Raw genomic sequence first — 25,928 nt, 5'->3', positions numbered from 1 at the left:
CGACGCCATCCGACACCTCGGCGGGCCGGTCGATTCACCCGATCGTGATCATCAGCAGGGCCGGTCGGCGCCCTGCGGGGTGTCCTCGTCGGGGACGCCGGCCGCGTCGACCTGGTTGCCGCAGATCGCGCCCTGCTGGGCCTCCGACTCGACCTGGAAGCCCACGTCGCTGATGCCGGTGATCTCGTTGTCCTCGACGATGTTGCCGCCCTTGTCGTACTCGTCCTCGTCGCTCTTGATCTTGACGGCGACCCCGGCGCTGTCGCTGATCGTGTTGTTGCGCACGACGTTGTCGTGACCGCGCAGCTCGATGTTGCTGCCGTCGAACTCCGTGGACTCGGTGTTGCCCGAGCAGGTGTTGTCCTCGAACACGTTGTCGTGGGCGTTCTCCTTGACGTTGAAGCACTCCGAGCCGAAGGTCCGGATGATGTTGCCGGTGATCCGGTTGCCGGAGCTCGTGTCGTTCTCGTGCATCGGCTGGCTGTCCGACTTCGGGCTCGTGCCGATGTAGACGCCCTCGCCGTTGTGGTACTCGAACCGGTCGCTGTCGTCCTCGCTCTTGCCGAACAACCCGCAGTACTGGATCACCGAGTCGGCGATCACGTTGTCGAAGGCGTTGTTGCGCAGCCGCACGCACTCGCCGCCGGCCCCGCTGAGGAACATGTCCCGGATCGTGATGCCCGTGATGTCCTTGGAGTCGTCCGCCGCGCCGATGTAGATCAGCCGGCCGTCCGTGACCACGTCGCGGACGCTGTTCTTGAACGCCGTCATGGCCGACACCTCGGTGGGCAGCTGCCGGCCCTTGAGCCCCTCCTGCCCGTCGATCGTGAAGCCCTCGAGGGCGTAGTGGCTGTGGTTGATGCTGAAGACCCTGCCCTCGCCGTACAGCACGGCCTGGTAGCGGCCCGCCTGGTCCTGGCCGGTCTCCGGACCCTTGATCGTGATCGGCGCCCCGGGAGCGCCGGGCTTCACCGTCACCGGCGCCTCGCGGTACTCACCGGGCGCCAGGTTGATGGTCGTACCGGGCTCGGCCTGCTCCAGCGCCACCTGGATCGTCTTCAGCGGCGCGCCTTGCGAGCCGTCGTCGTTGTCGGAGCCCGTCGCGGGGTCGACGTACAGCGCCGGGCCGGCGGCCACCGGCGGAGGTGGAGGTGTGGCCGGTGGCGGTGGTTCGGACGCCGGGCTGCGCACCAGCAGCACGACGACGAGCACGGCGACGGCCAGCGCGGCCCCGATCGCGACGTTGCGCCATACCGTTGCGTGCCGGGACGTCCCGGCAGACGTACTGCGGACCACTGGATACCCGTTCCATTCCGGCGTGCTCGGATGAGCACACTCCGCACACGATGATGCCGGGGTCGCCCGCCGAGTGCGACACCGGTACCGCGCCTGGCGCCCCACCGGGTGAACCCCCAGGTGGGTGGCGCGGGCCGTCAGGCCAGGATGCGCAACGGGGTCTCGAGGAGCTCCGTGAGCGTGCGCAGGAAACCCGCGCCGGTGGCGCCGTCGACGACGCGGTGGTCGCAGGACAGGGTCACGCGCATGATCGAACGCACGACCGGCACCCCGTCGCGCGGGCGCAGCTCCTCGGCCGCCGCGCCGACCGCCAGGATCGCGGCCTCGGGCGGGTTGATGACGGCGGTGAACTGCTCGATGCCGTACATCCCGAGGTTCGACACGGTGAACGTGCCCCCGGTCATCTCGTCGGGCCGGAGCCTGCGATCGCGGGCCCGCGCCGCGAAGTCGCGGGTCTGCGCGGCGATCTCGGAGACGCTGTGGCGATCCGCGTCGCGCACGACCGGCACCAGCAGCCCCGACTCGACGGCGACCGCCACGCCGACGTGCACGCCCCGGTGGCGGCGCACGACCTCGCCCGCGAAGGAGACGTTGACCTCCGGGTGGGCCCGCAGGGCCGCGGCCACGGCCTTCACGACGAGGTCGTTCACGCTGACCTTCGGGCCGCCCGCCGCGACCAGCGTGGTGTTCAGGGTGGCGCGCAGCGCGAGCAGGTCGGTGACGTCCACGGCGCGCGTCAGGTAGATGTGCGGCGCCTCCTGCTTGCTCTGCGTGAGCCGCGCGGCCGCGATGCGCTGCATCGCCGTGAGGGGGACCTCGTCGACGTCCGCCGGTGCCGGTGCCGGTGCCGTGACGGCCACTGCCGGGGCGGCGGCCGGTGCCTCCTCGGCCGCGGCCTCGATGTCGGCCCGGATGATGCGCCCGTGCGGGCCGCTGCCCTGCACGGACTGCAGGTCCACGCCCCGCTCCCGGGCGAGCCTGCGCGCCAGCGGCGAGGCGGGCGGCCGCGCGTCGCGCACCTCGGCCGGAGCGGGCGGCTCGGCGGCGGGTTCCGCGTTTGCAGGCTCGGGGGCCGCGGGTTCGGGGGCCGCAGGCTCGGGGGCGCTGGTGGCGGCCGGGGTGGGGCCGGTCCCGCTGCCGTCGCCGAGCACACCGATCGGCGTGCCGATCGGGGCGCTCTCGCCCTCCGCGACGAGGATGCGCTCGAGAACGCCGTCGTCGTAGGCCTCGAGCTCCATGATCGCTTTGTCGGTCTCGATGTCGGCGACGACGTCGCCCGCGCTGACGGCGTCCCCGACCTTCTTGTGCCAGGCGGCGATGACGCCCGCTTCCATGGTGTCGGAGAGGCGGGGCATGGTGATCTCGGGCATCGGTGTCCTCAGGCGGATCGGGGGAGGCGGCCGACCGCGGCGAGGGTCTCGCGCACGGCGGTCAGCAGCGAGTCGGCGGACGGCAGCGCGGCCTGCTCGAGCGGCTTGGCGTAGGGGAGCGGCACCTCCGCGGCGGCGACCCGGCGCACCGGGGCGTCGAGGTGGTCGAAGGCGCCCTCGGAGATCGTCGCAGCGATCTCGGCGCCGATGCCGTAGGTGAGCCAGTCGTCCTCGGCCACCACGGCGCAGCCCGTCTTCCGCACGGACGCGACGATCGTGTCGCGGTCGAGCGGCCGCAGGCTGCGCAGGTCGACCACCTCGGCGGAGATCCCGGACTCCGCCAGCCGCTGCGCGACCTCCGTGGCCACCGTCGCCATGCGGGAGTAGCCGATGATCGTGACGTCGGTGCCCTCGCGGGTCACCGCCGCGCGGCCGATCTCGGCGGGCGGCAGGTCGTCGGGCACCTCGCCGCTGGTGTTGTAGAGCGCGAGGTTCTCCAGGAACAGCACGGGGTCGTCGTCGCGGATCGCGGCGCGCAGCAGGGCCTTCGCGTCGGCGGGCGTGCTCGGCGCGACGACCTTCAGCCCGGGGACGAACGCGTAGTACAGCTCGATGTTCTGCGAGTGGGTGGCCCCGAGCTGCTGGCCGCCACCGCCGGGTGTGCGGATGACCATCGGCACGGGCGTCTGCCCGCCGAACATCCCGTAGATCTTCGCGGCGTGGTTGACGATCTGGTCGAGCGCGATGAGCGAGAAGTTGATCGTCATGATCTCGACGACCGGGCGCAGCCCGAGCATCGCGGCGCCGATCGCCGCGCCGACGAACCCCTCCTCGGCGATGGGGGTGTCGCGCACGCGCTTCTCGCCGAACTCCTCGAGCAGCCCTGCGGTGATCTTGTACGAGCCCTCGAAGACGCCGATCTCCTCGCCGATCAGCAGGACGTCGTCGTCGCGGAGCAGCTCCTCGCGCAGGGTGCTGCGCAGGGCCTCGCGGTAGGTCATCTGGGGCACGGGAGTTCCTCGGATCAGCGGAAGAGGGCGTCGGCCGGCAGCCGGCGCGACTCGTTGGCCACGGGGGTGGCGTAGGTGTGGTCGAACAGCGTCGCGACGTCCGGGTGCGGGCTCGCGTCGGCGAACGCGACCGCCTCGTCCGCCTCGGCCTTCGCCTGCGCCTCGAGCGCGGCGAGCCCGTCCTCGTCGGCGACGCGAGCGGCGAGCAGCGCGGCCCGGAAGCGGGCGATCGGGTCGGCGGCGCGCGCCGCCTCGACGTCCGAACCCGTCCGGTAGCGGGCCGGGTCGACCACGGAGTGACCCTTCAGGCGGGAGCTCATCGACTCCAGCAGCGCCGGCTTCCCCTCCGTGCGCGCGCGCTCGACGAGGCGGCGGGCGGCGTCGCGGACCGCGAGCACGTCGTTGCCGTCCACGCGCTCGCCGTGGATCCGGTACGCGGACCCGCGCTTGTGCAGCTCGGGTTCGGCGGAGGAGCGCTCCACCGTGGTGCCCATGCCGAGGCCGTTGTTGACCACGACGTAGACGATCGGCAGGTTCCACAGCGCGGCGATGTTCAGCGACTCGTGGAAGGCCCCGATGTTGGTGGTGCCGTCGCCCATCTGGCAGACCACGACCTCGTCACCGCCGCGGTGGTCGATCGCCATCGCCGCGCCGGTCGCGAGGGGCACCTGCCCGCCGACGATGCCGTAGCCGCCGAGCAGCCGGGCCCGGGCGTCGAACAGGTGCATCGACCCGCCCCAGCCCTTGGACGTCCCGGTCGTGCGGCCGTAGAGCTCGGCCATCACCCGGCCCGGCTCGATGCCCTTGGCCAGGGCGTAGCCGTGCTCGCGGTAGTTCGTGAACAGGTAGTCGTCGGAGCGCATCGCCGCGAGCAGGCCGACGACGGTGGCCTCCTCGCCGAGGTTGAGGTGGCAGTAGCCGCCGATCTTGGCCTGCGTGTAGCCCTGTGCCGCACGCTCCTCGAACCGGCGCACGAGGACCATCTGGCGGAACCAGTCCCGCAGGAGCGCCGGGTCCTCGGCGGCCAGCGGGTCGGGCTTCCTCCGGGGGCGAGTGGGTTTCCTCGCGCTCGTCGTCGTACTCATGCGTGGGTCCTCCGGATCGCGGCGTCGCTGCACGCGAGCCTCGTCGCCGCGGGCCCGGCGCACCATGATCGGATGCCCAGCGCCGGGCGGTGTGGATTGGGCACATTGCCCAATCAGCGGCCGAGCACCTCCGCGGGCAGGGTGAGCGCGGAGAGGGCCAGCGAGAGCTCGACGAAGGCCTGCCGGCCGGTGAGCGGGCGGCCGGTGAGCTCGGTGACGCGGTGCAGTCGGTTGAGCACGGTGTTGCGGTGGCAGTAGAGGTGTTCCGCGGCGACCCCGGCCGAGCGGTCGGCCTCCAACCAGGCGGTGAGCGTCTCCAGCAGGACGTCGCGCTCGCGCGGCGCCAGGCGCAGCACGGGCCCGAGCCACGTCTCGACGATGCGCCGCGTGAGCTCGGGGGAGCGCAGCAGCAGTGCCTCGGGGTAGCGGTCGTCGACGGAGACGACGCCGGCGGTGCCCCTGGGCACCGCGCCCAATGCGAGGACCGCGAGCCGGTGGGCGGTGGCCACCCCGGCGAGACCGTGCGCGGTGGGGGCGACCGCGGCGCGCCCGCGCGCGAGGGAGCGCAACCGGCCGTGGACGAACCGGGGATCGTGCCCCTCGGTCGGGACGAGCCCGACGAGCGTGTCGGTCCGGACGTGCCACACCGAGCGGAGGCCGAGTGCGGCGAGCGCCGTCTGCGGGCTGGGTAGCGCCGCGGTGCCGTCGGGGTCCAGATCGGCGACCACGACGAGGTAGCCGCCGTCGAGTGGCAGGTCCAGCTGGTCGGCCACCCGCTGCCCGGTGGTGCCGCCCGCGACGACCTCTTCCAGCAGCGCGTGCCGGCGCTGGTCGTCGCGGCGCAGCTGCTCGGCCTCGGCCCGCCGGTACGACGTCGACAGTGCCGACGACAGCCCGTCCACCACGGTCCACATGGTGGTGGCGGCCGCGCCCAGCGCCGCGACGTCGACGGGCGCCGCGCGCTCCAGCAGCGCCTCCCACACGACCCGGCCGCCCAGCCGGAACGTCCGCAGCATCACTTCGAGCGGGACGCCCTGCTCGGCCCGGTGCCGGCCGATCCGCCCGGCCACCGGGTCGTCGTCCGCGTCGCCGGGCTGCCGGTCGGCGACCAGCTCCAGCACCCGGCCCAGGTACTGCCGGCAGCCGTCGCGCAGGTCCTCGGGCGGCACCCGACGGTAGTCGGTCCACTCCGGGTTGTCGGTGAAGACCGCCGTGACGAGGCGCTCGGTCAGCACCTCGACGTCGGGCAGCCACGCGGCGGCCACCGCCGACAACGCGCCCGCTCCTTCCACGAGCTCAGACCGTACTTGCCGCCCGGGCCCGTACACCAGATCAACACTTACCTGCTGGGCAAGTCCGGCGTACCGGTCACCGACGTCCCTTTGGGGTGAACTCCCTCGGGCGGTGTTTGCGGTCCGGACGCCGCATCGGAGCAGGTCAGGCTGTTGTTGTGCGGTAAAGCTGCTACAGCTGATCATTCTTGCGAGGCGTACCTGTCGAACGAGGTCCTCGTTCCCCGGGGCAGTTCCCCGATGAAGAGGACCCCGGATGGCTCAGCAACGTCAGGCGCAGCACCGCTTCGCGTCCCCGCCCCGACCCGGCACCAGTCGCCGGCGCTTCCTCGGCTACCTCGTCGCCGCGCCGACGCTCGTGGTCGCCGCCGAGCTCACCCGGCAGTCGGTGTTCGCGGAGCCGGCCTCCGCGGCCGCGATCCCGTCCGCGCCGCAGACGCCGGAGGTCTACGACCTGCTCGACGCGCTGCGCGACGCGGCACGGCCGACGGCGAACCTGATCCGCATCGAGGTCGAGCGCGACGGCAGCGTGTCGTTCGCCCTGCCCCGCTCCGACAACGGCCAGGGCATCATCACCTCGACGCAGATGATCATCGCCGAGGAGATGGACCTCGACGTCGCCGACGTGCGCGTCACCCTGGCCGACGCCCGGCCCGAGCTGGTGTTCAACCAGCTCACCGGCGGGTCGAGCACGACGTTCACGACCTACACCCCGATCCGGGTGGCGGCCGCGCTGGCGAAGGGCCGCCTGCTCGCGGCCGCGGCCCAGCTGCTGCAGCAGGACGTCCGCACGCTGACCAGCCGGGGCGGGCTGATCAGCGGTGCCGGTGGCTCGGCCCTGCCGTTCTCCGAGCTGACCGAGAAGGCCGCGAGCGACGCGCACGAGCGCGTCGAGGTCGTGCTCAAGCCGCGTGAGGACTTCCGGGTCATCGGGAAGCCGCAGACCAAGACCGACGCGCGGGCGATGGTCACGGGCCGCAAGAAGTTCGCCACCGACCTGGCCGTCCCGGACGCGCTGCCGACCGTGATCTGCCGGGCCCCCGACCTCAACGGCACCCCGGAGCGCGTCCGCAACCGCGACGAGGTCCGGGACATGCCCGGCGTCACCGACGTCGAGGTGGTCTCCACCGGCGTCGCGGTGCGCGCGCGGACGTTCGGGCAGGCGATCGACGCCGTCAACGCGCTGCGGGTGGACTGGAACGCCGGCACCGTCGCGGGCGAGGACGACGACTCGGTCCTCGCGACGCTCGAGGCGGCCGAGCTGCCGCTGGCCGTGCCCGCAGGCGTCGGCGAGACGGTCGAGGGCGCGTTCACCTTCTACTTCGCCTCCAACAGCTCCTTGGAGACCAACTCGGCGATCGCCGACGTGCGGCGCGACCGCGCGGAGATCTGGGGCGCGATGAAGAACCCGATCGCGGCGCAGGCGGAGATCGCGAAGCTGCTCGGGCTGGCGCAGAACCGGGTGACCGTGCATGTCACCGAGGGCGGCGGGTCGTTCGGTCGCAAGCTGTTCTTCGACGCGGCGCTGGAGGCCGCCGAGGTCTCGCAGGCCATGGGCAAGCCGGTCAAGCTCATGTGGACCCGCGCCGACGACTCGCGGCAGGGCCGGGTGCACCCGATGTGCACCGCGCGGGTGCGGGCCCAGGTCAGCGGCAGCTCCGTGCTGAGCTACGAGCAGCGGCACACGAGCGTCGCGACCCAGGTCAACCCCGGTCTCGGGGAGGCGGTCACCGCCGCCGCGGTGAAGGCGCCGCTGGGCAACCTCGCGCTGTCGGAGGCCGTGTTCGAGCTGACGCAGGTCACCCGTACGACTTCGGGGCCTCGACCCGGCTGCTCAACGAGGTCGACACGCGTTTCAACACCAGCAGCATGCGCAACATCTACTCGCCGAACGTGGCGACCGCGCGCGAGCTGATGGTCGACCGGATCGCGGCGACCATGGACCGCGACCCCTACGAGTTCCGCCGCGAGTTCCTGAAGAACGACCGGCTCCGCGCGGTGCTGGACGCCGTGGCCGAGGAGGGTGGCTGGGGCCGCTCGATGCCCGACGGCACGGCACAGGGCCTCGGCGTCCACACCGAGTACAAGGGCGTGTGCGCGGCGCTGGTGGAGATCGACTGCAGGCCGCGGGTCGTGGACCGGAAGATCCGCCAGGCGGTGACGGGGCCGCGCGTCACGAAGGCGGTGCTCGCCGTCGACGTCGGCCTCGTGATCAACCCGCGTGGCCTGGAGGCCCAGATGATGGGCGGGATCAACGACGCGATCGCGCTGATCCTCACCTCGAGCCTGCACCTGGTGGACGGCCACTTCGTCGAGGCCAGCTGGGACAACTACTTCTACACGCGCCAGTGGAACACCCCGCCCGAGATGAAGATCATCATCGTGGACTCGACGGCCGACGAGCCGGGCGGCGCCGGTGAGTTCGGCGTGGCGGCGCCCTGCGGAGCGATCGCCTGCGCCTACGCCCGCGCCACGGGCGAGGTGCCGACCTACTTCCCGGTCAACCACAAGGACCCGTTCCCGTTCGAGCCGTACCCGACGGTGCCGCCGATCCCCGAGTCGCCGACCAACGGCCTCGAGCTCACCTTCTGAAGGAGCGCGCATGCCCACCCACACCTTCACGCTCAACGGCGAGCGCGTCTCGGTGGACACCGAGGACGACGTGCGCCTGCTCTGGGTCATCCGTGACCTGCTCGGAGTCACCGGCCCCAAGTACGGGTGCGGGATCAACGTCTGCAAAGCCTGTACGAGCCACATCAACGGCAAGGCCTTCAACCCGTGCTCGGTCCGCGTCGCGGATGTGGCCGCCGACGACGAGATCACCACGATCGAGGGGCTGGCCGACACGGTCGACGGGGACGACCTGCACCCCATGCAGCAGGCCTGGATCTCCTACGACGTCGCGCAGTGCGGCTACTGCCAGCCCGGCCAGATCATGGCGGCGGTGGCGAAGGTCCGCCAGTGCGTGGCCGAGGGCCGCGACGTCGACGACGACGCGATCGAGGAGATCCGCAACATCTGCCGCTGCGGTACCTACAACCGGATCCGCGAGGCCATCACGGCCGGCGCGGAGAACATGTGAGGAGCACGTCCGATGGGTAAGCGCATGATCGCCGGCCTGCTGCTGTCCGGCGCGGCCCTGCCGCTGGCGGCGGGCACCGCGGCCGCGAGCGACCTGGAACAGGCGGTGAGCGCCGGCGCGGCGACCGCCGCCGACGCGCAGACCTCGCTCCTCGACGCCGCCGACGGCCCGGAACCGCAGGGGACCGACGGTGCGGGCGCCGAGCTCCCGCAGTTCGACCCCCGATTCGTCGAGGGACCGGCGGGCGGGCTGCTGGACGACCCGACCGGGTGAGGGGCGCGGCCGCCGGGCTGCCGGTGCGCCGGGACTCTGCGAGCATCGTCGGTCGTGACAGGGACGAGCGACGTGCGGAACGTCTTCGTGCTGGGCCTGGACGAGCACAACGCCCAGCTGCTGGAGGCGTTGCCGAACGCCGATCAGTACCGGTTCCACCCGCTGCTGGACATCGACGACCTGCTGCACCGCGACACGATCCCGGTGCCCGACCTGCTGGAGCAGGCGCAGCGGCAGCTTGACGAGTTCGACGGGCGCGTGGACGCCGTCATCGGGTTCTGGGACTTCCCGATCAGCACGATGGTGCCGATCCTCGCCGGGCGCCGCGGTCTGCCCTGGCCCAGCCTCGAGGCCGTGCTGAAGTGCGAGCACAAGTACTGGAGCCGGCTGGAGCAGCGGAAGGTGATCGACGAGGTGCCGCGGTTCGGGCTGCTCGACCTCGACGACGAGGACCCGGACCTCCCTGACGGGCTGCGCTACCCGGTGTGGATCAAGCCGGTGAAGTCCGCGTCGTCGAAGCTCGCGTTCCGGGTGGAGGACCACGAGCAGCTGCACGACGCGGCGGTCGAGATCCGGGAGGGCGTCGGGCGCATCGGTGACCCCTTCGAGTTCGTGCTCGACCTGGTGGACCTGCCGGCGGAGATCGCGGAGGCGGGCGGCAGCGCCTGCCTCGTCGAGGAGTCGGCGACCGGCGCCCAGGTGACGGTGGAGGGCTACAGCTTCCGGGGCGAGGTGCGCGTGTACGGCGTCGTCGACTCCGTGAACTGCCCGGACAGCCCGAGTTTCGAGCGCTACCAGTACCCGTCCAGGGTGCCGGCCGCCGTCGCGGACCGGCTCGCCGACATCTCGCGGCGCGTGATCGGCCGGATCGGCCTGGACGGCACGACGTTCGACATCGAGTACTTCTGGGACGCCGAGCGGGACGCGATCACGCTGCTGGAGGTGAACCCCCGCCACTCCCAGTCGCACGCCGAGCTGTTCGAGCAGGTCGACGGCTTCGCCCACCACGACGTCATGCTGCAGCTCGCGCTGGGCCGCGAGCCTCGGCCCCTGCACGGGGAGGGGCCCTTCGCGGTGGCGGCCAAGTGGTTCCTGCGCCGGGCCGAGGACGGGGTGGCCGTCCGCGTGCCCACCGCCGAGGAGATCGGGCGGGTGGAGTGCGACGTCCCGGGCTGCACCGTCACGGTGGGCGTGCAGGTCGGTGACCGGCTCTCGGAGCTGCACGACCAGGACAGCTACAGCTACGCGATCGCGAACGTGTTCGTCGGCTCCGGGAGCGAGGACGAGCTGCGGGAGAAGTACGAGCGGGTCGTCGCGGGTCTGCCGTTCGAGTTCGAGGAGGCCTGACCCGCCGAGCGTGGAGATCGCCATGGAGATCGTCGACGAGTTCCCGCACGCCGTCCGGGAGGACGTCTGCCTGGAGATCCCGATGCCGGACGGCAAGCGCCTGGCCGCGCGGGTCTGGCGCCCGGAGGGTTCGGATGCGCACCCGGTGCCCGCCGTGCTGGAGTTCATCCCGTACCGGCAGCGCGATCTCACCGCCGTCCGCGACTCCATCCACCACCCGTACTTCGCGGGGCACGGGTTCGCCGGGGTGCGTATCGACCTGCGCGGCAGCGGCGACTCGGAGGGCGTGCTCACCGACGAGTACCTGGAGCAGGAGCTGTGCGACGCCGAGGAGGTGCTCGCCTGGATCGCCGCCCAGCCGTGGTGCGACGGGCGCACCGGGATGATGGGCATCTCCTGGGGCGGGTTCAACGCGCTGCAGGTGGCGGCGCGGCGCCCGCCGAGCCTGCGCGCGGTCGTCACGGCGTCGTCCACCGACGACCGCTACGCCGACGACGTGCACTACATGGGCGGCTGCCTGCTCACCGACAACCTGTCGTGGGCGTCGACGATGTTCGCCTACACCTCCTGCCCGCCCGACCCCGAGGTCGTCGGGGACCGCTGGCGCGACATGTGGCACGAGCGGTTGCAGGGCAGCGGCCTGTGGCTGCAGGAGTGGTTGCGCCACCAGCACCGGGACGCGTACTGGCGGCACGGCTCGGTCTGCGAGGACTTCTCGGCGATCCGGACCCCCGTCCTCGCCGTCAGCGGCTGGGCCGACGGGTACTCGAACTCGGTGTTCCGGCTGCTCGCCGAGCTGGACGTGCCGCGCAGGGGACTGGTGGGCCCGTGGTCGCACAAGTACCCGCACCTGGGCCAGCCCGGCCCCGCGGTCGGCTTCCTGCAGGAGCTCGTGCGCTGGTGGGGCCGGTGGCTGCGCGACGAGGACAACGGCGTGATGGACGAGCCGATGCTGCGCATCTGGATGCAGGAGAGCGTCCCGCCGTCCACGGCGTACGAGGAGCGGCCCGGGCGCTGGGTCGGCGAGCCCAGCTGGCCGTCACCACGGGTGCACGCGGTGGCCCACCCGCTCGGCGACCACCGCGTCCTCCCGGCGAACCGGGAACGGTCCGACAACGTCCCGGAGCGCCTCACGGTGCAGTCACCGCTGTCGGTGGGCCAGTTCGCCGGCAAGTGGTGCTCCTACAACGCGCCGCCCGACCTGCCGTATGACCAGCGCGAGGAGGACGGCGGGTCGCTGGTCTTCGACGGCGAGGTGCTCACCGAGCGCATGGAGATCCTCGGTTCCCCCGTCGTCGAGCTGGAGTTCGCGGTCGACCGGCCGGTGGCGATGGTCGCGGCGCGGTTGTCCGACGTCGGCCCCGACGGGCGGGCCACCCGCATCAGCTACGGGCTGCTCAACCTCACCCACCGCGACGGTCACGACCGGCCCGAGGCGCTCCGGCCCGGCGAGTGCTACCGGGTGCGCGTGACGCTCAACGCGATGGCGCAGGCCCTCTCGCCCGGGCACCGGCTGCGGCTGGCGCTCTCGACCTCCTACTGGCCGCTGGCCTGGCCGCCTCCCGAACCGGTGCGGCTCACCGTGTTCCCCGCCGCGAGCGCCCTGGTGCTGCCGCTGCGCCCCGACCCCGGGACCGACGAGCTCACGGTGCCGCCCCTGGGTGAGCCCGAGGGTGCCCGGCCGCTGGCCACCACCCAGGTCGAGCCGGGCCGGCAGCGCTGGGCGGTCACCCGCGACCTGATCGGGTACGAGTCGGCGCTGGAGGTCGTCAAGGACCTCGGGGTGGTGCGCTTCGAGGACATCGACCTGGCGGTCACCCGTCGCGCCGACGAGCGCTACTCCTGGGTCGCCGACGACACGGACTCCGTGCGGGGCGAGACCGCCTGGCGCATGGGGTTCGCCCGTGGTGACTGGGCCGTCGAGACCGTCACGCGCACGGTGCTGACGTCCACGGCCACCGACTTCCGGCTCTACGCCCAGCTCGACGCCTACGAGGGCGCCGAGCGGGTGCACGCGCAGAGCTGGCGGCTGACCGTGCCGCGCGACCACGTCTGACGATCCGCGCGTTCTCGCATAGCGGCGGGTCGGGCCGGGTACGCGCCGGTCGTGGCGGCGCGGACGGTGACCCGGAAGCTGATCGACGACCATCTGCTGCACGGCGAGGCGGTGGCGGGTGAGGAGATCGCGCTGCGCATCGACCAGACCCTCACCCAGGACGCCACGGGCACCCTCGTCATGCAGGAGCTCGAGGCGATCGGGCTGGACCGGGCGCGCACGGACGTCAGCGTCCAGTACGTCGACCACAACCTCCTGCAGGCCGACGAGCGCAACGCCGAGGACCACGAGTTCCTGCGCTCGGCGGCCCGCCGCTACGGCCTGTGGTACTCCAAGCCGGGCAACGGCGTCTCGCATCCCACCCACATGCAGCGGTTCGGGGTGCCCGGCGCCACCCTCGCAGGCTCCGACTCGCACACGTGCGCGGCCGGGTCGCTCGGCATGCTCGCCATCGGCGTCGGCGGCCTCGACGTCGCCCAGGCGATCGCGGGTGAGCCCCTGCACCTGCGGATGCCCCACGTCTGGGGGGTGCGGCTGGTCGGCGAGCTGCCGGAGTGGGTGTCGGCGAAGGATGTGGTTCTCGAGATGCTGCGCCGCCACGGCGTCGGTGGCGGCGTCGACCGGGTGATCGAGTACCACGGCCCGGGGCTGGCCGGGCTCACGGCCATGGACCGGCACGTCATCGCCAACATGGGCGCCGAGCTGGGCGCCACGACCACGGTGTTCCCCGCCGACGACGCCGTGCGGGACTTCCTGCGCGTCGAGGACCGGGAGGAGGACTTCCGCGAGGTCACCGCCGATGCGGGGGCGAGCTACGACGTCATCGACGAGATCGACCTGTCCGCGCTCGAACCGCTGATCGCGCGGCCGTCCTCGCCCGGCAACGTGGTGGCGGTGCGCGAGTGCGCGGGCGAGCCGGTGCACCAGGTCGTCGTCGGCTCGTCGGCGAACCCGGGCCTGCGCGACTTCGCGATCGTCGCCGCGATGGTCGACGGCCGCCAGACCAGCGACACCGTCAGCTTCGACGTCAACCCGACGTCGCGTCAGATCCTCCAGGACATGATGCGGATGGGCGCGACCTTCCCGCTGATCGCGGCGGGTGCGCGGATGCACCAGTCGGGGTGCCTGGGCTGCATCGGCATGGGCCAGGCGCCCGCCGCCGGGCACAACTCGCTGCGCACCTTCCCCCGCAACTTCCCGGGGCGCTCGGGCACGGCCGACGACGCGGTGTGGCTGTGCTCGCCGGAGACGGCAGCGGCCTCGGCGCTGACCGGCGTGATCACCGATCCCCGTGACTTCGCCCGGGACAACGACCTCGCGTACCCGGTGCTGGAGTTGCCCGCCCGGGCGTCGGTGAACACCTCGATGCTCGTGGCGCCGCTCCCGGCCGAGGAAGCCGCGACGGTCGAGCTGGTGAAGGGCCCCAACATCTCCTCGCTGCCCGAGCTGGAGCCCTTCCCGGACGCGCTGGAACTCCCGGTCCTGCTCGTGATGGGCGACGACGTCTCGACCGACGAGATCTCCCCCGCGGGAGCCCGCGCCCTGCCCTACCGCTCCAACATCCCGAAGCTCGCCGATTTCACGTTCACCCGGATCGATGCGGACTACCCGTCCTGCGCGCGGGAGACGGGCCCGCACGCCGTGGTCGCCGGGCGCAACTACGGGCAGGGATCCTCCCGCGAGCACGCCGCCATCACGCCGCGCCACCTCGGGCTGGCCGTGGTGATCGCCCGCTCGTTCGCGCGCATCCACTGGCAGAACCTGGTGAACTTCGGGGTGCTGCCCCTCACCTTCACCGACGCTGCCGACCTCGACGCGATCCACCCGGGTGACGTCCTGCAGCTGCGGGACCTGCACGCGACGTTGCCCGCGTCCACGGAGCTCGCCGTCGCCTGCGACGGGTCCAGTTTCACCGTCACCCACCGGCTCTCCCCGCGCCAGGTCGAGACGCTGCTGGCGGGCGGCCGGATCCGGGAGCTCGCGCAGCAGCGGTAGTTGGAGGCCGCCGTCCGCGGGTACGTGCACTGCATGGCAGTCGAGGCGACCGACCGTCCGGACACCGCCCGCCGCACCGACCTGGATCTGCTCGACCGGTGGTGGCGCGCGGCCAACTACCTGTCGGTGGGGCAGATCTACCTGATGGACAACCCGTTGCTGCGCGAGCCGCTGGCGCCCGAGCACATCAAGCCGCGCCTGCTCGGGCACTGGGGCACGACACCGGGGCTGACGTTCCTGTGGGCGCACCTGAACCGGGTGGTCGCGCGGGACGACCTGTCGGCGCTCTACGTCACGGGGCCCGGCCACGGCGGACCCGGCGTCGTCGCCACCGCCTGGCTGGAGGGCACCTACTCGGAGCGGTACGCGCACGTGCCCGCGGACGCGGAGGGGATGCGGGAGCTGTTCCGCCAGTTCTCCTTCCCCGGCGGCGTCCCCAGCCACGCGGCGCCGGAGACGCCGGGCTCGATCCACGAGGGCGGCGAGCTGGGCTACTCCCTCGCCCACGCCTACGGTGCCGCCCTGGACAACCCCGAGCTGCTGGTGGCCTGCGTCATCGGCGACGGTGAGGCCGAGACGGGCGCGCTCGCCGGCTCGTGGCAGGCGAACAAGTTCCTGCACCCGGTGCACGACGGCACCGTGCTGCCGATCCTGCACCTCAACGGCTACAAGATCGCGAACTCGACGGTGTCGGCGCGGATCCCCGAGGAGGAGCTGCTCGGCCAGCTGCGCGGTCACGGCCACCGTCCCTACGTGCTGGACGGCGGGTTCCCCGACGAGAACGGCAGGGGCGAGGACCCCATGGCGGTCCACGCTCGGATGGCCGACGTCCTCGACGAGATCGCCGCCGAGATACGCCGGATCCGGGACCGGGCCGCCGCGCAGGACGCGGCGGGGGAGCCGGTGGAACGACCGTGCTGGCCGGTGCTGGTGCTGCGCACCCCGAAGGGCTGGACCGGGCCGCGGGAGGTGGACGGAACCCCCGTCGAGGGCACGTTCCGCGCCCACCAGGTGCCGCTCGCCGAGGTCCGCACCGACGAGGGCCACCGGGCGCAGCTGGAGGACTGGCTGCGTTCGTACCGGCCCGAGGAGCTGTTCGACGACGACGGCCGGCTGCGGCCGGAGCTGGCGGCGCTGGCCCCGCGCGGGGACGCCCGGATGAGCGCCACCCCGCACGCCAACGGCGGGCTGCTGCTGCGCGACCTGCGGTTGCCCGACTTCCGGGCGCACGCCGTGGACGTCCCGACGCCCGGCGCCGGCCCGGAGAGCGCCACCGGCACGCTGGGGAACTGGCTCGCGGACGTGGTGGGCGCCAACCGGGAGAACTTCCGGATCGTCGGTCCGGACGAGACCGTCTCGAACAAGCTGCAGGGCGTCTTCACCGTGACCGACCGCCAGTTCCTCGGGGAGCTGCGGCCCGGCGACGAGCACACCGCGCAGCGCGGGCAGGTGCTCGAGGTGCTCAACGAGCAGCTGTGCCAGGGCCTCGTGGAGGGCTACCTGCTCACCGGCCGGCACGGGCTGTTCAACTGCTACGAGGCGTTCATCCACATCGTCGACTCGATGTTCAACCAGCACGCCAAGTGGCTCGAGACCAGCGGCGCGATCCCCTGGCGGCGCCCGGTCGCGTCGCTGAACTACCTGCTCACCAGCCACGTCTGGCGCCAGGACCACAACGGCTTCTCCCACCAGGACCCCGGCTTCGTCGACCACGTCCTGAACAAGAAGGCCGAGATCGTGCGCGCCTACCTGCCCCCGGACGCGAACACCCTGCTGTCGACGATGGACCACTGCCTGCGCAGCCGCGACCTGGTGAACGTCGTCGTGGCCGGGAAGAACCCCGGCCCCCAGTGGCTGACCATGGACGAGGCGGTGGCGCACTGCGCGCGCGGCATCGGCGTCTGGGACTGGGCGTCGAACGACCAGGGCAGCGAACCGGACGTCGTGCTCGGGTGCGCGGGTGACGTCCCGACGCTGGAGGCGGTGGCCGCGGTCGACCTGCTGCGCCGCCACCTGCCGGAGCTGAAGGTCCGGCTGGTGAACGTGGTGGACCTGATGCGCCTGCAGGACGAGCGCGAGCATCCGCACGGCCTGCCCGACCGCGACTTCGACGGGCTGTTCACCACGGACAAGCCGGTGATCTTCGCCTACCACGGTTATCCCTGGCTGATCCACCGGTTGACCTACCGGCGGCGCAACCACGCCAACCTGCACGTGCGCGGCTACAAGGAGGAGGGCACGACCACCACGCCGTTCGACATGGTCATGCTCAACGACCTGGACCGCTACCACCTGGTGATGGACGTGATCGACCGCGTGCCCGGGCTCGCGGTGCGCCACGCGGGGCTGCGCCAGGAGATGGTCGACCAGCGACTGCGCTGCCGCCGGCACACGCGCGTGCACGGCGAGGACGCGCCCGAGGTGGCCGACTGGGTGTGGCCAGGATGAGAACACTGGTGATCAACGCGGGTTCGTCGTCGGTGAAGATCGCCCTGCTCGACGGGCACGAGGTCGTCTCGCGTGAGACCGTCGAGCCCGACGATGCCCAGGACGCGCTCGGGAAGGTGCTGGAGGAGCGGGTCGACGCGGTCGGGCACCGGGTGGTGCACGGTGGCACCCGCTTCACCGGACCCACGCTCGTCGACGACGACGTGCTGGCGGGGATCGAGGACCTGCGCGCGATGGCGCCGCTGCACCAGGGTCCGGCCCTGGACGCGTTGCGCCAGGCCCGTGCCGCCCTGCCCGACGTGGCGCAGGTCGCCTGCTTCGACACCGCCTTCCACACCACGATGCCCGCCGCGGCCCACACCTACGCGGTGCCGGCGCGCTGGCGCGACGAGCTCCGCGTGCGGCGCTACGGCTTCCACGGGCTGGCGCACGAGTGGTCCGCCCGGCGGGCCGCGGAGCTGCTCGGGCGGCCGCTGGAGCAGCTGCGGACCGTCACCGCGCACCTCGGGTCAGGCGCGTCGCTGTGTGCGGTGGACCGGGGCCGCTCGGTGGACACGACGATGGGCTTCACCCCCACCGCGGGCCTGGTGATGGGCACCCGCAGCGGCGATCTCGACCCGTCCGTGCCGCCGTACGTGATCGGCGAGGGCCTGGACGCGGGTGACGTGGCGACGGCGCTCGACCGGAAGTCGGGACTGCAGGCGCTCGCCGGCTCGTCGGACCTGCGCGACGTGTTGGCCCGCGTCGACACCGGCGACGACGACGCCACCCTCGCGCTCGACGTGTGGGTGCACCGGGCGCGGGCGCTCGTCGCGGCCATGGCGGCGGCGATGGGAGGTGTGGACGTCCTGGCGTTCTCCGGCGGCGTGGGCGAGCACCAGCCGCGGCTGCGCGCCGCGATCGTCGACGGCCTCGGGTTCCTCGGGCTCGCGCTCGACGCCGAGCGCAATGCCGCGGCGGGCGTGGACGGGGAGGTCGACGCGGTCATCGGCGCGGACGGCCACCCCGGCGCCGTCGTCGTGCTCGAGGCGCGGGAGGACCTGGTGATCGCCGGACAGGTGCGCGACCTGCTCGAGGACGGCCCGCTTCAGGACGACCCGGGCTGAGGGGAACCGGGCACCAGAGGCACGAACGCGACGTCGAGGAGCTCCTCGGCCCGGCCGTCCCGGTAGCGGGTCAGCACCCCGTGCCCGCCGTGGCCGACGGGACAGACCAGCGCCGCGCCGGGGGCGAGCTGCTCCAGCAGCGCAGGTGGCGGCGCGGCGTCGGCCATCGCGGTGACGACGATCCCGTCGAACGGGGCGCGGTCGGGCGCGCCGCGGTAGCCGTCGCCAGTGCGCACCTCGACGGTGTCGTAGCCGGTGTCCGCGAGCGCTGCGCGCGCCTGCTCGGCGAGCTCGGCGTGGCGCTCGATGGTGACCACCGAGCCGTGGCTGCGGGCGAGCACCGCGGCGGCGTACCCGGACCCGGTGCCGATCTCGAGGACGTGGGCGTCCGGCCCGGCCTGCAGCGCGGCCGCGCTGAACGCGACGATCAGCGGCGCGGAGATCGTCTGGCCGAGCCCGATGGTGAGCGGGGTGTCCTCGTAGGCGTCGGCGGCGGCGCCGGGGGGCACGAACCGCTCCCGTGGGACCTCCGACATCGCGGAGAGCACCCGCTCGTCGGTGACGCCGTGCGCCCGAAGACGGTCGACCATCGCAGCGCGTTCTCGCGCGGTCTCTCCGCTCATGTACGGGGGTCGATCGGCTCGGGCGGCGGCGCCGGCGGGGGCGAGGGATCGGGGCCCGGCATCGGGGGTGCGGGTTCGGTGGCCACGACGAGGGTTGCGTCCATGCCCGACGTCTACCCGGGGCGCGGGCCGGGTAGACGTCGGCCGCCCTGTGGTGCGGTGTGCCCGGGGGCGGCCGTGATCGGGTCGGTGATCCGTGCGGCCGAGGTGGGCCCGCCCGCACCGAAGAGGACGTGCAGCAGGCCACCGGGGCGCAGCACCCGGCGCAGGATCTGCAGCCCGGCCACGGCCGAGCGGTCGGTGGCGAGCATCCACCCCGCCGGCAGGCGCGGGCAGACCAGCGCCGCCGCCACGCCCGGGCCGCAGCCGATCTCCAGGACCCGGTCCGCGCCGGCGGGGTCGAGCACGTCGACGGCCCAGCGGATCCGGTCCGGCACGCCGCCCATCACCGGCTCGGTGCGGGAGGAACCTGTTCCTGGGCCTCGGCCCGGGTCCGCAGGTGCTCGCGGTACCAGTGGCCCCAGTGGTCGAGCTGCTCGACGAGCGGGCCGAGGCTGCGGCCGACGTCGGTGAGCGCGTACTCGACGCGCGGCGGGACCTCCGGGTACACGGTCCGCTCCACCAGCCCGTCCGCCTCGAGCTCGCGCAGCTGGCGGGTGAGCATCCGCTGGGTGATCGGGGGCAGCGCCCGCTGCAGTGCGTTGAACCGGTGGGTCCCGCGCAGCAGGTACTTGACGATCAGCAGCTTCCACTTGCCGCCGACGATCTCGAGGAGGACCTCCGTGTCGCAGTAGCCGGCCATCTCCTCCACCCGCTCGCGCACCCGTCGCACGTCCGACCCCCGTCCCCCGTCCACGCTGGTACACACGGTCCCGAGTGGTACCAGGCCACCGGAAAGACCGTACTTGTCCGGCCCGTTCGCCCGTCCCACTGTGGCGGCATGACCGGTCCTGCTGACCCGAACCCGCCCCGCCGCTGGGCCGCGCTGGCCGTGCTGTGCGCGAGCCTGCTGATGGTCGGCATGGATCTGACCGTCCTGCACGTGGCCGTCCCGACGATCGGCCGCGAGCTCCTGCCGTCCGGGTCCGAGCTGCTGTGGATCGTCGACGGCTACGCCCTGACCGTCGCGGCGGGGCTCCTCACGTTCGGGACGCTGGGCGACCGCTACGGCAGGCGACGCGTGCTGGTGCTGGGCTTCGCCGTGTTCGGGCTGGCGTCGGTGGCCGCGGCTGCCTCGGTCGTCCCGGCGGCGCTGATCGCCGCGCGGGTCCTGCTGGGCGTCGGCGGCGCGATGATCATGTCGTGCACGCCCGCCGTCATCAGGGTCGTGTTCCCCGACGACCGCGAACGCACGGTCGCGATCGGCCTGTGGGTGGCGGCCTACAGCGTCGGCGTCTCGGCCGGCCCGGTGCTGGGCGGGCTGCTGCTGGAGCACTTCTGGTGGGGCTCGGTCTTCCTGGTCAACCTGCCGGTCGTGGCGCTCGCGCTGGTCGGCGGCGTGCTCCTGGTGCCGGAGTCGAAGGACCCGCGAGCTCGACGGTGGGACGCGCCGGGCGCCGCGCTGTCCGCCCTCGGCCTGGGCGGTCTCGTGCACGCGGTCCAGGAGTTGGGGGAGGGGAGCGGGCCGGAGGCGGTCACGTGGATCGTCGGTGCGGCCGCTCTCGGGCTGCTGGTGGCCTTCGTGCGGCGGCAGCGCCGGATCCGGCACCCGCTGGTCGACCTCGCGCAGTTCGCCGACCGGCGCTTCAGCCTCGCCGCGCTGTGCGTGATGGGCTGCTACGGCGCCTACGCCACGCTGCTGTTCCTGCTCACCCAGCGCCTCCAGCTCGTGGAGGGGTACTCGCCGCTCGCGGCCGGGCTGGCGCTGGTGCCGCTCGCGGCGGCCAACGCGGTCGGTGCGGCACTGGCGCCGCGCCTCAGCGCCCGGTTCGGCCGGCACCGCGGGCTGTCCGGCGGGCTGGTGCTGCTCGGGCTCGCGCTGGCGGCGTTCAGCGTGGTCGGCCCGGCCGGCACCGTGGTGGCGTTGGTGGCCGCCGGGCTCGGCGCGGGCGCGGTGATGACGCTGGGCGCCGACGCCATGCTCGGTGCGGCCGAGCCGGAACGCGCCGGGGAGGTCGGCGGGATCCAGGAGACCTCCTTCTCCCTCGGGGCCGGCCTCGGGCTCGCCGTGCTGGGAACGGTGCTGTCGTTGGTCTACCGGTCCATGTTCCCGCCGGTGCCGGGATCGGACCGCGCGGACTGGGAGACGGCGCGCACCTCGCTCGGCGCAGCCGTGGAGGTGGCCGGCGGGCGTGGCGGCGACGCGCTGCTCGTGGCCGCGCGACAGGCGTTCGACACGGCGTTCTCCGTGACGACCGCGCTCACCGCGGCCGCCCTCATGCTGCTCGGGGCGGTGGCGGTGGTGGGCCTGCGGCCGGCGGCCCGTCCCTCTCGGTCCGAGGAGCGGGAGGAGTGCTCCGCGTAGGTAACTCGATTGCCGCACCGCATCGTCGCTGGCACGGTGCGCCCTTGTGGAGGTCAACTACTTCTCGGTGGTCGAGTCCGGGCACGAGCAGCAGAACCCGTGCTCGGTCGACGGTCTGCGGCGCGTGGCGGGCTACCTGGATCCGCAGCCGGGGGAGCGGGTGCTCGACGTGGGAGGGGGCCGCGGCTGGTGGGCCGTGGACCTCGCCGTGCGCCACGGGGTGTCGGTCACGGTGCTCGAGATCAACCCCGACTTCGCCGACGCGGCCCGGCGGCGGGCGGCCGATGCCGGGGTGGCCGACCGGGTCGAGGTCGTCGTCGGGCCGGCCGCCGAGCACCACGCGCGGGACACCGACATCGTCACGTGCCTGGGTGCCTCGTTCGCGCTCGACGGCTCCGGCCCGGCCCTCGCGTGGATGACCCAGGCCATGGGGGCCGGCGGCCGGATCGCGATCGGCGAGATCCACGTCGCCGCCGGGGCCCCGCGGGAGGTGGCCGGGCACGAGGCGGACGACCTCGCCGGGCTCGCGGCCGCGTTCGGCGCGCACGGGCTGGAGCTGACCGGCCTCGTCAGCTCCACCGTCGCGGACTGGGACCACTACGAGTCGCAGCACTGGGCGAGCGTCGCGGACTGGACGCAGGCGCACCCCGACCACCCCGACCACCCCGACCGCGCCGAGCTGCTGCGGCTCTCCCACCACCACCGCGACGTCTACCTGCGGGAGATGCGCGCCGAGCTGGGCTGGTCGGTGCTGGTCGGGCGGCGCGCTCACGCCGCGTGAGGCCGGTCGCCTCCGTGACGTGATCAGCGGGTGGGCGCCGCGGGCGGGTCGCCGAAGTCGGGGATGGTCAGGCGCGCGCCGTCCTGCAACGCGGAGTCGTGCGCGATGATCCCGGGCAGCGTGAACCGGGCGGCGACCCAGGGGTTGACGGTGGCCGGCGTGCCGGTCGTCACCGCGTGCACGAAGTCGTCGACGAGGAACTGGTGGCTGCCCTCGTGGCCGTTGTGCGCGCCGTGGAAGGACGCGGGCAGCCGGGCGACGTCGTGCACGGGCGCGTGCCCGGAGACGAAGGCCGGGCGCAGCTCCGCGGCGACGTGCGCGAGCGACGGGTCGTCCACCGAGAGCGCGGAGCTGGGCTCGAGCTCGGTGGAGACGTCGGTGACCTTCTCCTTGTCCTGCCACACGCTGACCTGCGCCAGCTGCTCGAAGCTGCCTTCGGTGCCGAAGAATCGGAACCGCGACTCGCGGATGTGCGACGGGTAGCCCACGCGCCGCATCTCGTTGGTGCGCATCACGCCGCCGTCGGCCAGCTCGAACAGTGCGGTGGCGTTGGAGAAGTCGTTGCCGAACTGGCTGACCGAGCGGTCGAAGACTCCGTCGCCGCGCTCGTCGCGCACCCCGATGCAGCTCACGCTCACGGCGTGCGTGGGCAGGGCGCCGAGGACGCCGCCGATGGCGTGGGTGGGGTAGAGCATCGGCGGGTAGCTGGCGGTGGACTTCCAGTTCTCGCCGCCGCTGTACTGGTAGGCCTTGTAGAAGCCGAGGTCCATGTCGTGGACGTAGTCGCCCTCGGCGTAGAAGACCCGGCCGAACGCGCCGTCGGCGAGCCGCTTGCGGGCGTAGACCGTGGCCGGGTGGTAGTAGCTCGTCTCGCCCATCATGTAGGTGAGCCCGGTGGCCCGCACCGCGTCGATGATCGCGGCGATCTCGTCCGCGGTGATCGCCATCGGCACCGCGGAGTACACGTGCTTGCCCGCCTCCAGCGCCCGCACGACCAGGGGCCCGTGCGTCCAGCGCTGCGTGAAGATGGCGACGGCGTCGACGTCGGAGGCGAGCATGTCCTCGAAGCTCGGTCGGGTACCCGCGAGCCCCTGCCGGTCCACGAGCTCCTGGGCCCGCTCGGGGATCACGTCGGTGACGTGGACGTCACCGACGCCGGGGTGCAGGTGGAACAACTCGGTGAACTGGCCGGCGAACTGGCCGGCCCCGACGAACCCGATCGAGAACATGGACGCCCTTCTGCGCGCGTTCGGTGATCACAGCGGCGACCAGTCTGCCCGGGAGCGGCCGCTGTGATCGCGCGGTCGTGGGATGCGTCATAGGTGCGGGCGGGGTGGTCCCGTCAGGGCAGCGACGGGGGCAGTCCGAACGTCACGAAGTGCTCGGGGCCGATGAACGAGGTGACCGCGGCGATCCGGGCGCCGCGCAGGGTCAGGACGGTGATCGACCAGGCCCGGTGGGTGTCGGAGCCGTCGCCGCGCAGGTAGCAGGCCACGGCCGGCTGGCCGTTGGCGCTGGTGGTGAGGTGCCGCCAGCTGCCGCATCCGGTGAGGGGCACCCGCACGGCGAAGTCGGTGACCGGTCCGAGGCCGCGGTACCACTGCGGCAGGGGTGGCATCGACCAGGTGACGTCGTCGGTGAGCAGTGCGACGAGCGCGCCGGCGTCGCCCCGTTCGAGCGCGCCGGCGAAGCCGGAGACCACGTCGCGGAGCCGGTCGTCGTCGAGCTCGCGCAGGGTCTGCTGCTGGGTGCGTTCGGGCACCCTGTCCGCCACGACCGCGCGGGCCCGCTGCAGCGCGCTGTTCACCGACGCGCGCGAGGTCTGCATGATCTCGGCGATCTCCGCGGCCGAGAAGGCGAGGACCTCGAACAGCAGCAGCGCCGCGCGCTGGTTGGCCGGCAGGTGCTGCAGCGCGGCGACGAAGGCGAGCTCCACGGCTTCGCGCTGCTCGTAACGGGCGTCCGGGGCGAGCGGGCCGTCGCGCAGCGCCGTGTCGGGGTACGGGCCCAGCCAGGCGACGTCGGTGCGCGCCGTGGCGTCGACCACGGCCCGCTCGTGGGACGGGCCGAGGTCGACGGGAAGGGCGCGGGCGCCGCGGCGCCGGATGCTGTCCAGGCAGGAGTTGGTGGTGACCGAGTAGAGCCACGAGCGCAGCGAGCTGCGGCCCTGGAACCCCGCGAGGCCCTTCCACGCCTTGAGCAGGGCGTCCTGCAGCGCGTCGTCGGCGTCGTGGGCGGCGCCGAGCATGCCGTAGCAGTGGGCGTGCAGCTCCCGCTGCAGCGGCTCGACGAGCCGGGTGAAGGCGTCGTCGTCCCCGGCGCGGGCCCGCGCGAGGTCGTCGCCCGCCCGGTCCGCGGTGTGGTCGAGGCTCACGGTCGGATTGTGCCCGACGGCGTGGCACGCGTCAGGCCCACACGAAGTAGCGCAGCCAGACGTACACCCACGCCATCGCGGTGCTGAGCACCGTGACCATGATGCCGTAGCGGGTGAACTGCCAGAACGAGATCGGGTGGCCCATGCGGGCGGCGATCCCGATCGCCACCACGTTGGCGCTGGCGGCGACGGCGGTGCCGTTGCCGCCGAAGTCGGCGCCCAGCGCGAACGCCCACCACAGGGCCTGGCCGGTGTCCGGGTCGGGGACCTGGGCGACGAGCCCTTCGACGATGGGCGCCATCGTGGCGGCGTAGGGGATGTTGTCGAAGAACGCGCCGAGCACGGCCGAGCCGAAGAGCAGGGCGGTGGCCGCCCCGAGGTAGTCGTCGCCGACGGCGTCGATGACGAACTCGCCGATGGTGGCGATCACCCCGGTGTGCACGAGCCCGGCGACCATCACGAACAGGCCCATGAAGAAGACCAGCGTGGGCCACTCGACCTCGCGCAGGGTGTCGCCGGTGTCGGCCCGTGTGACCAGCAGCATGACGCCCGCCCCGACCAGCGCGACGATCGAGGGCTCCAGGTGCAGCACGGTGTGCAGCGCGAACCCGGCGACCACGCCGGCGAGGACGACCAGGCTGCGCACCAGCATCCGCGGGTCGGTGATGGCGCGGCGCTCCTGCAGCGCCATCACCTCGGCGACCTTGTCGGGGTGGTACTGGAAGGACTTGCGGAACATCACCTTGGTGAGCAGCACGAACACGCCGAAGATCACCACGACGATCGGTGCCATGTGCACGAGGAAGTCGTTGAAGCTCAGCCCGGCCCGGCTGCCGATGATGATGTTGGGCGGGTCGCCGATGAGGGTGGCGGCACCACCGATGTTGGATGCCAGGATCTCCGCGATGAGGTAGGGCTGGGCGGGGATGGCGAGCCGGCTGCAGATCACGACCGTCACCGGGGCCACCAGCATGACGATGGTGACGTTGTCCAGCAGCGGGGACGCGACGGCGGTGATCGCCATCAGCATCACCATCAGGCGGTAGGGCTCCCCGCGGGAGCGCTTGGCCGCCCAGATCGCGAGGAAGTCGAACAGCCCGGTCTGCTTGATGATCCCGACGATGATCATCATCCCGAGCAGCAGGAAGATGACGTTCCAGTCGATGCCCTCGTGCTCGGAGAAGAACACGGCCGCACCGGGCGTCAGGCCCAGCACCGTCATCGCCCCCGCGGCGACCAGGGCGGCCTTGACCTTGTCGACCTTCTCGGTGGCGATGTAGTAGAAGCCGACGACGAAGATCCCGAGGGCGACGGTGGCGCTCATGG

Annotated in this window: 20 protein-coding genes and 1 pseudogene; 10 read left to right on the top strand and 11 right to left on the bottom strand. The window is 72.8% G+C overall.

Annotated elements, in window-relative coordinates; all coding sequences use genetic code 11:
* Positions 1–51 precede the first annotated feature (51 nt).
* The 5 genes from CFP66_RS44275 to CFP66_RS44255 all read right to left on the bottom strand — a co-directional run bounded on the left by CFP66_RS44275 (position 52) and on the right by CFP66_RS44255 (position 6,053).
* Positions 52–1,296 (bottom strand): nitrous oxide reductase family maturation protein NosD, encoded by a 1,245-nt coding sequence (locus CFP66_RS44275; protein ID WP_158228457.1) that lies wholly within the window; start codon positions 1,294–1,296, stop codon positions 52–54.
* Between the two features lie 137 nt (positions 1,297–1,433).
* Positions 1,434–2,666 (bottom strand): dihydrolipoamide acetyltransferase family protein, encoded by a 1,233-nt coding sequence (locus CFP66_RS44270; protein ID WP_198962108.1) that lies wholly within the window; start codon positions 2,664–2,666, stop codon positions 1,434–1,436.
* Between the two features lie 8 nt (positions 2,667–2,674).
* Positions 2,675–3,667 carry an alpha-ketoacid dehydrogenase subunit beta gene (locus CFP66_RS44265; RefSeq protein WP_369805285.1) on the bottom strand — a complete coding sequence of 331 codons (993 nt, stop codon included), beginning with the start codon at positions 3,665–3,667 and terminating at the stop codon, positions 2,675–2,677.
* Positions 3,668–3,690: 23 nt separating this feature from the next.
* Positions 3,691–4,761 (bottom strand): pyruvate dehydrogenase (acetyl-transferring) E1 component subunit alpha, encoded by a 1,071-nt coding sequence (gene pdhA, locus CFP66_RS44260; protein WP_094931384.1) that lies wholly within the window; start codon positions 4,759–4,761, stop codon positions 3,691–3,693.
* A gap of 113 nt (positions 4,762–4,874) precedes the next feature.
* On the bottom strand, positions 4,875–6,053 hold the full coding sequence (locus CFP66_RS44255; protein ID WP_233160240.1) for a CdaR family transcriptional regulator: 1,179 nt from the start codon (positions 6,051–6,053) through the stop codon (positions 4,875–4,877).
* 256 nt (positions 6,054–6,309) lie between these two features.
* Here CFP66_RS44255 and CFP66_RS44250 point away from each other — a divergent pair.
* The 8 genes and pseudogenes from CFP66_RS44250 to CFP66_RS44215 all read left to right on the top strand — a co-directional run bounded on the left by CFP66_RS44250 (position 6,310) and on the right by CFP66_RS44215 (position 18,360).
* A pseudogene (locus CFP66_RS44250) lies at positions 6,310–8,645 on the top strand (molybdopterin cofactor-binding domain-containing protein).
* Between the two features lie 10 nt (positions 8,646–8,655).
* Positions 8,656–9,135 carry a (2Fe-2S)-binding protein gene (locus CFP66_RS44245; RefSeq protein ID WP_094931382.1) on the top strand — a complete coding sequence of 160 codons (480 nt, stop codon included), beginning with the start codon at positions 8,656–8,658 and terminating at the stop codon, positions 9,133–9,135.
* A 12-nt stretch (positions 9,136–9,147) separates the two neighbouring features.
* On the top strand, positions 9,148–9,408 hold the full coding sequence (locus CFP66_RS44240) for a hypothetical protein (RefSeq protein ID WP_143517606.1): 261 nt from the start codon (positions 9,148–9,150) through the stop codon (positions 9,406–9,408).
* A 54-nt stretch (positions 9,409–9,462) separates the two neighbouring features.
* Positions 9,463–10,755, top strand: a complete 1,293-nt coding sequence (locus CFP66_RS44235) for an acetyl-CoA carboxylase biotin carboxylase subunit family protein (RefSeq protein WP_198962107.1) — start codon at positions 9,463–9,465, stop codon at positions 10,753–10,755.
* Between the two features lie 22 nt (positions 10,756–10,777).
* Positions 10,778–12,811: a CocE/NonD family hydrolase gene (locus CFP66_RS44230; protein ID WP_094931404.1), complete on the top strand. Its 2,034-nt coding sequence runs from the start codon at positions 10,778–10,780 to the stop codon at positions 12,809–12,811.
* Between the two features lie 66 nt (positions 12,812–12,877).
* Entirely contained in the window at positions 12,878–14,806 is a 1,929-nt protein-coding gene (locus CFP66_RS44225; protein ID WP_233160239.1) for an aconitate hydratase, read from the top strand.
* Between the two features lie 33 nt (positions 14,807–14,839).
* Complete coding sequence (locus tag CFP66_RS44220; protein ID WP_094931403.1) at positions 14,840–17,254, top strand: phosphoketolase; 2,415 nt, start codon at positions 14,840–14,842, stop codon at positions 17,252–17,254.
* Positions 17,251–18,360 carry an acetate/propionate family kinase gene (locus CFP66_RS44215; RefSeq protein WP_094931378.1) on the top strand — a complete coding sequence of 370 codons (1,110 nt, stop codon included), beginning with the start codon at positions 17,251–17,253 and terminating at the stop codon, positions 18,358–18,360. The genes CFP66_RS44220 and CFP66_RS44215 overlap by 4 nt, the downstream gene beginning before the upstream one ends.
* On the opposite strand, the gene CFP66_RS44210 is transcribed toward CFP66_RS44215, so the two are convergent.
* The 3 genes from CFP66_RS44210 to CFP66_RS44200 form a co-directional block, all read right to left on the bottom strand.
* Positions 18,342–18,983, bottom strand: a complete 642-nt coding sequence (locus tag CFP66_RS44210) for a protein-L-isoaspartate(D-aspartate) O-methyltransferase (RefSeq protein WP_094931377.1) — start codon at positions 18,981–18,983, stop codon at positions 18,342–18,344. The two genes, CFP66_RS44215 and CFP66_RS44210, sit on opposite strands and share 19 nt — an antisense overlap.
* 113 nt (positions 18,984–19,096) lie before the next feature.
* The gene (locus CFP66_RS44205) at positions 19,097–19,429 is read right to left on the bottom strand and encodes a class I SAM-dependent methyltransferase (protein ID WP_094931376.1); all 333 of its coding nucleotides are present in this window, start codon (positions 19,427–19,429) and stop codon (positions 19,097–19,099) included.
* Positions 19,429–19,806, bottom strand: a complete 378-nt coding sequence (locus tag CFP66_RS44200; RefSeq protein ID WP_304528792.1) for a helix-turn-helix domain-containing protein — start codon at positions 19,804–19,806, stop codon at positions 19,429–19,431. The genes CFP66_RS44205 and CFP66_RS44200 overlap by 1 nt, the downstream gene beginning before the upstream one ends.
* Before the next feature lie 117 nt (positions 19,807–19,923).
* Here CFP66_RS44200 and CFP66_RS44195 point away from each other — a divergent pair, with 117 nt between their 5' ends.
* Complete coding sequence (locus tag CFP66_RS44195) at positions 19,924–21,447, top strand: MFS transporter (RefSeq protein WP_198962105.1); 1,524 nt, start codon at positions 19,924–19,926, stop codon at positions 21,445–21,447.
* A 46-nt stretch (positions 21,448–21,493) separates the two neighbouring features.
* On the top strand, positions 21,494–22,228 hold the full coding sequence (locus CFP66_RS44190; protein ID WP_233160238.1) for a cyclopropane-fatty-acyl-phospholipid synthase family protein: 735 nt from the start codon (positions 21,494–21,496) through the stop codon (positions 22,226–22,228).
* A gap of 23 nt (positions 22,229–22,251) precedes the next feature.
* Here CFP66_RS44190 and CFP66_RS44185 read toward each other — a convergent pair whose 3' ends face one another.
* The 3 genes from CFP66_RS44185 to CFP66_RS44175 all read right to left on the bottom strand — a co-directional run bounded on the left by CFP66_RS44185 (position 22,252) and on the right by CFP66_RS44175 (position 25,926).
* A complete protein-coding gene (locus tag CFP66_RS44185) occupies positions 22,252–23,457 on the bottom strand; it encodes a Gfo/Idh/MocA family protein (RefSeq protein WP_094931374.1) in 1,206 nt (401 codons plus the stop codon).
* Positions 23,458–23,570: 113 nt separating this feature from the next.
* Positions 23,571–24,602: a sigma-70 family RNA polymerase sigma factor gene (locus tag CFP66_RS44180; RefSeq protein WP_094931373.1), complete on the bottom strand. Its 1,032-nt coding sequence runs from the start codon at positions 24,600–24,602 to the stop codon at positions 23,571–23,573.
* 31 nt (positions 24,603–24,633) lie between these two features.
* The gene (locus tag CFP66_RS44175; protein WP_094931372.1) at positions 24,634–25,926 is read right to left on the bottom strand and encodes an SLC13 family permease; all 1,293 of its coding nucleotides are present in this window, start codon (positions 25,924–25,926) and stop codon (positions 24,634–24,636) included.
* Positions 25,927–25,928: the final 2 nt, after the last annotated feature.

This window comes from Pseudonocardia sp. MH-G8, assembly GCF_002262885.1.
Classification (GTDB): Bacteria; Actinomycetota; Actinomycetes; order Mycobacteriales; family Pseudonocardiaceae; genus Pseudonocardia.
The sequence above is the reverse complement of the archived record's forward strand: the minus strand, read 5'-3'. Positions and strand labels throughout refer to the sequence as shown.

Bases quoted from the DNA above. Each gene is read 5' to 3' on its own strand.
- CFP66_RS44270 (WP_198962108.1), bottom strand. From the start codon at position 2,666: ATGCCCGAGATCACCATGCCCCGCCTCTCCGACACCATGGAAGCGGGC.
- CFP66_RS44265 (WP_369805285.1), bottom strand. From the start codon at position 3,667: ATGACCTACCGCGAGGCCCTGCGCAGCACCCTGCGCGAGGAGCTGCTC.
- pdhA (WP_094931384.1), bottom strand. From the start codon at position 4,761: ATGAGTACGACGACGAGCGCGAGGAAACCCACTCGCCCCCGGAGGAAG.
- CFP66_RS44245 (WP_094931382.1), top strand. From the start codon at position 8,656: ATGCCCACCCACACCTTCACGCTCAACGGCGAGCGCGTCTCGGTGGAC.
- CFP66_RS44240 (WP_143517606.1), top strand. From the start codon at position 9,148: ATGGGTAAGCGCATGATCGCCGGCCTGCTGCTGTCCGGCGCGGCCCTG.
- CFP66_RS44230 (WP_094931404.1), top strand. From the start codon at position 10,778: ATGGAGATCGTCGACGAGTTCCCGCACGCCGTCCGGGAGGACGTCTGC.
- CFP66_RS44220 (WP_094931403.1), top strand. From the start codon at position 14,840: ATGGCAGTCGAGGCGACCGACCGTCCGGACACCGCCCGCCGCACCGAC.
- CFP66_RS44215 (WP_094931378.1), top strand. From the start codon at position 17,251: ATGAGAACACTGGTGATCAACGCGGGTTCGTCGTCGGTGAAGATCGCC.
- CFP66_RS44210 (WP_094931377.1), bottom strand. From the start codon at position 18,983: ATGAGCGGAGAGACCGCGCGAGAACGCGCTGCGATGGTCGACCGTCTT.
- CFP66_RS44205 (WP_094931376.1), bottom strand. From the start codon at position 19,429: ATGGGCGGCGTGCCGGACCGGATCCGCTGGGCCGTCGACGTGCTCGAC.
- CFP66_RS44195 (WP_198962105.1), top strand. From the start codon at position 19,924: ATGACCGGTCCTGCTGACCCGAACCCGCCCCGCCGCTGGGCCGCGCTG.
- CFP66_RS44185 (WP_094931374.1), bottom strand. From the start codon at position 23,457: ATGTTCTCGATCGGGTTCGTCGGGGCCGGCCAGTTCGCCGGCCAGTTC.
- CFP66_RS44175 (WP_094931372.1), bottom strand. From the start codon at position 25,926: ATGAGCGCCACCGTCGCCCTCGGGATCTTCGTCGTCGGCTTCTACTAC.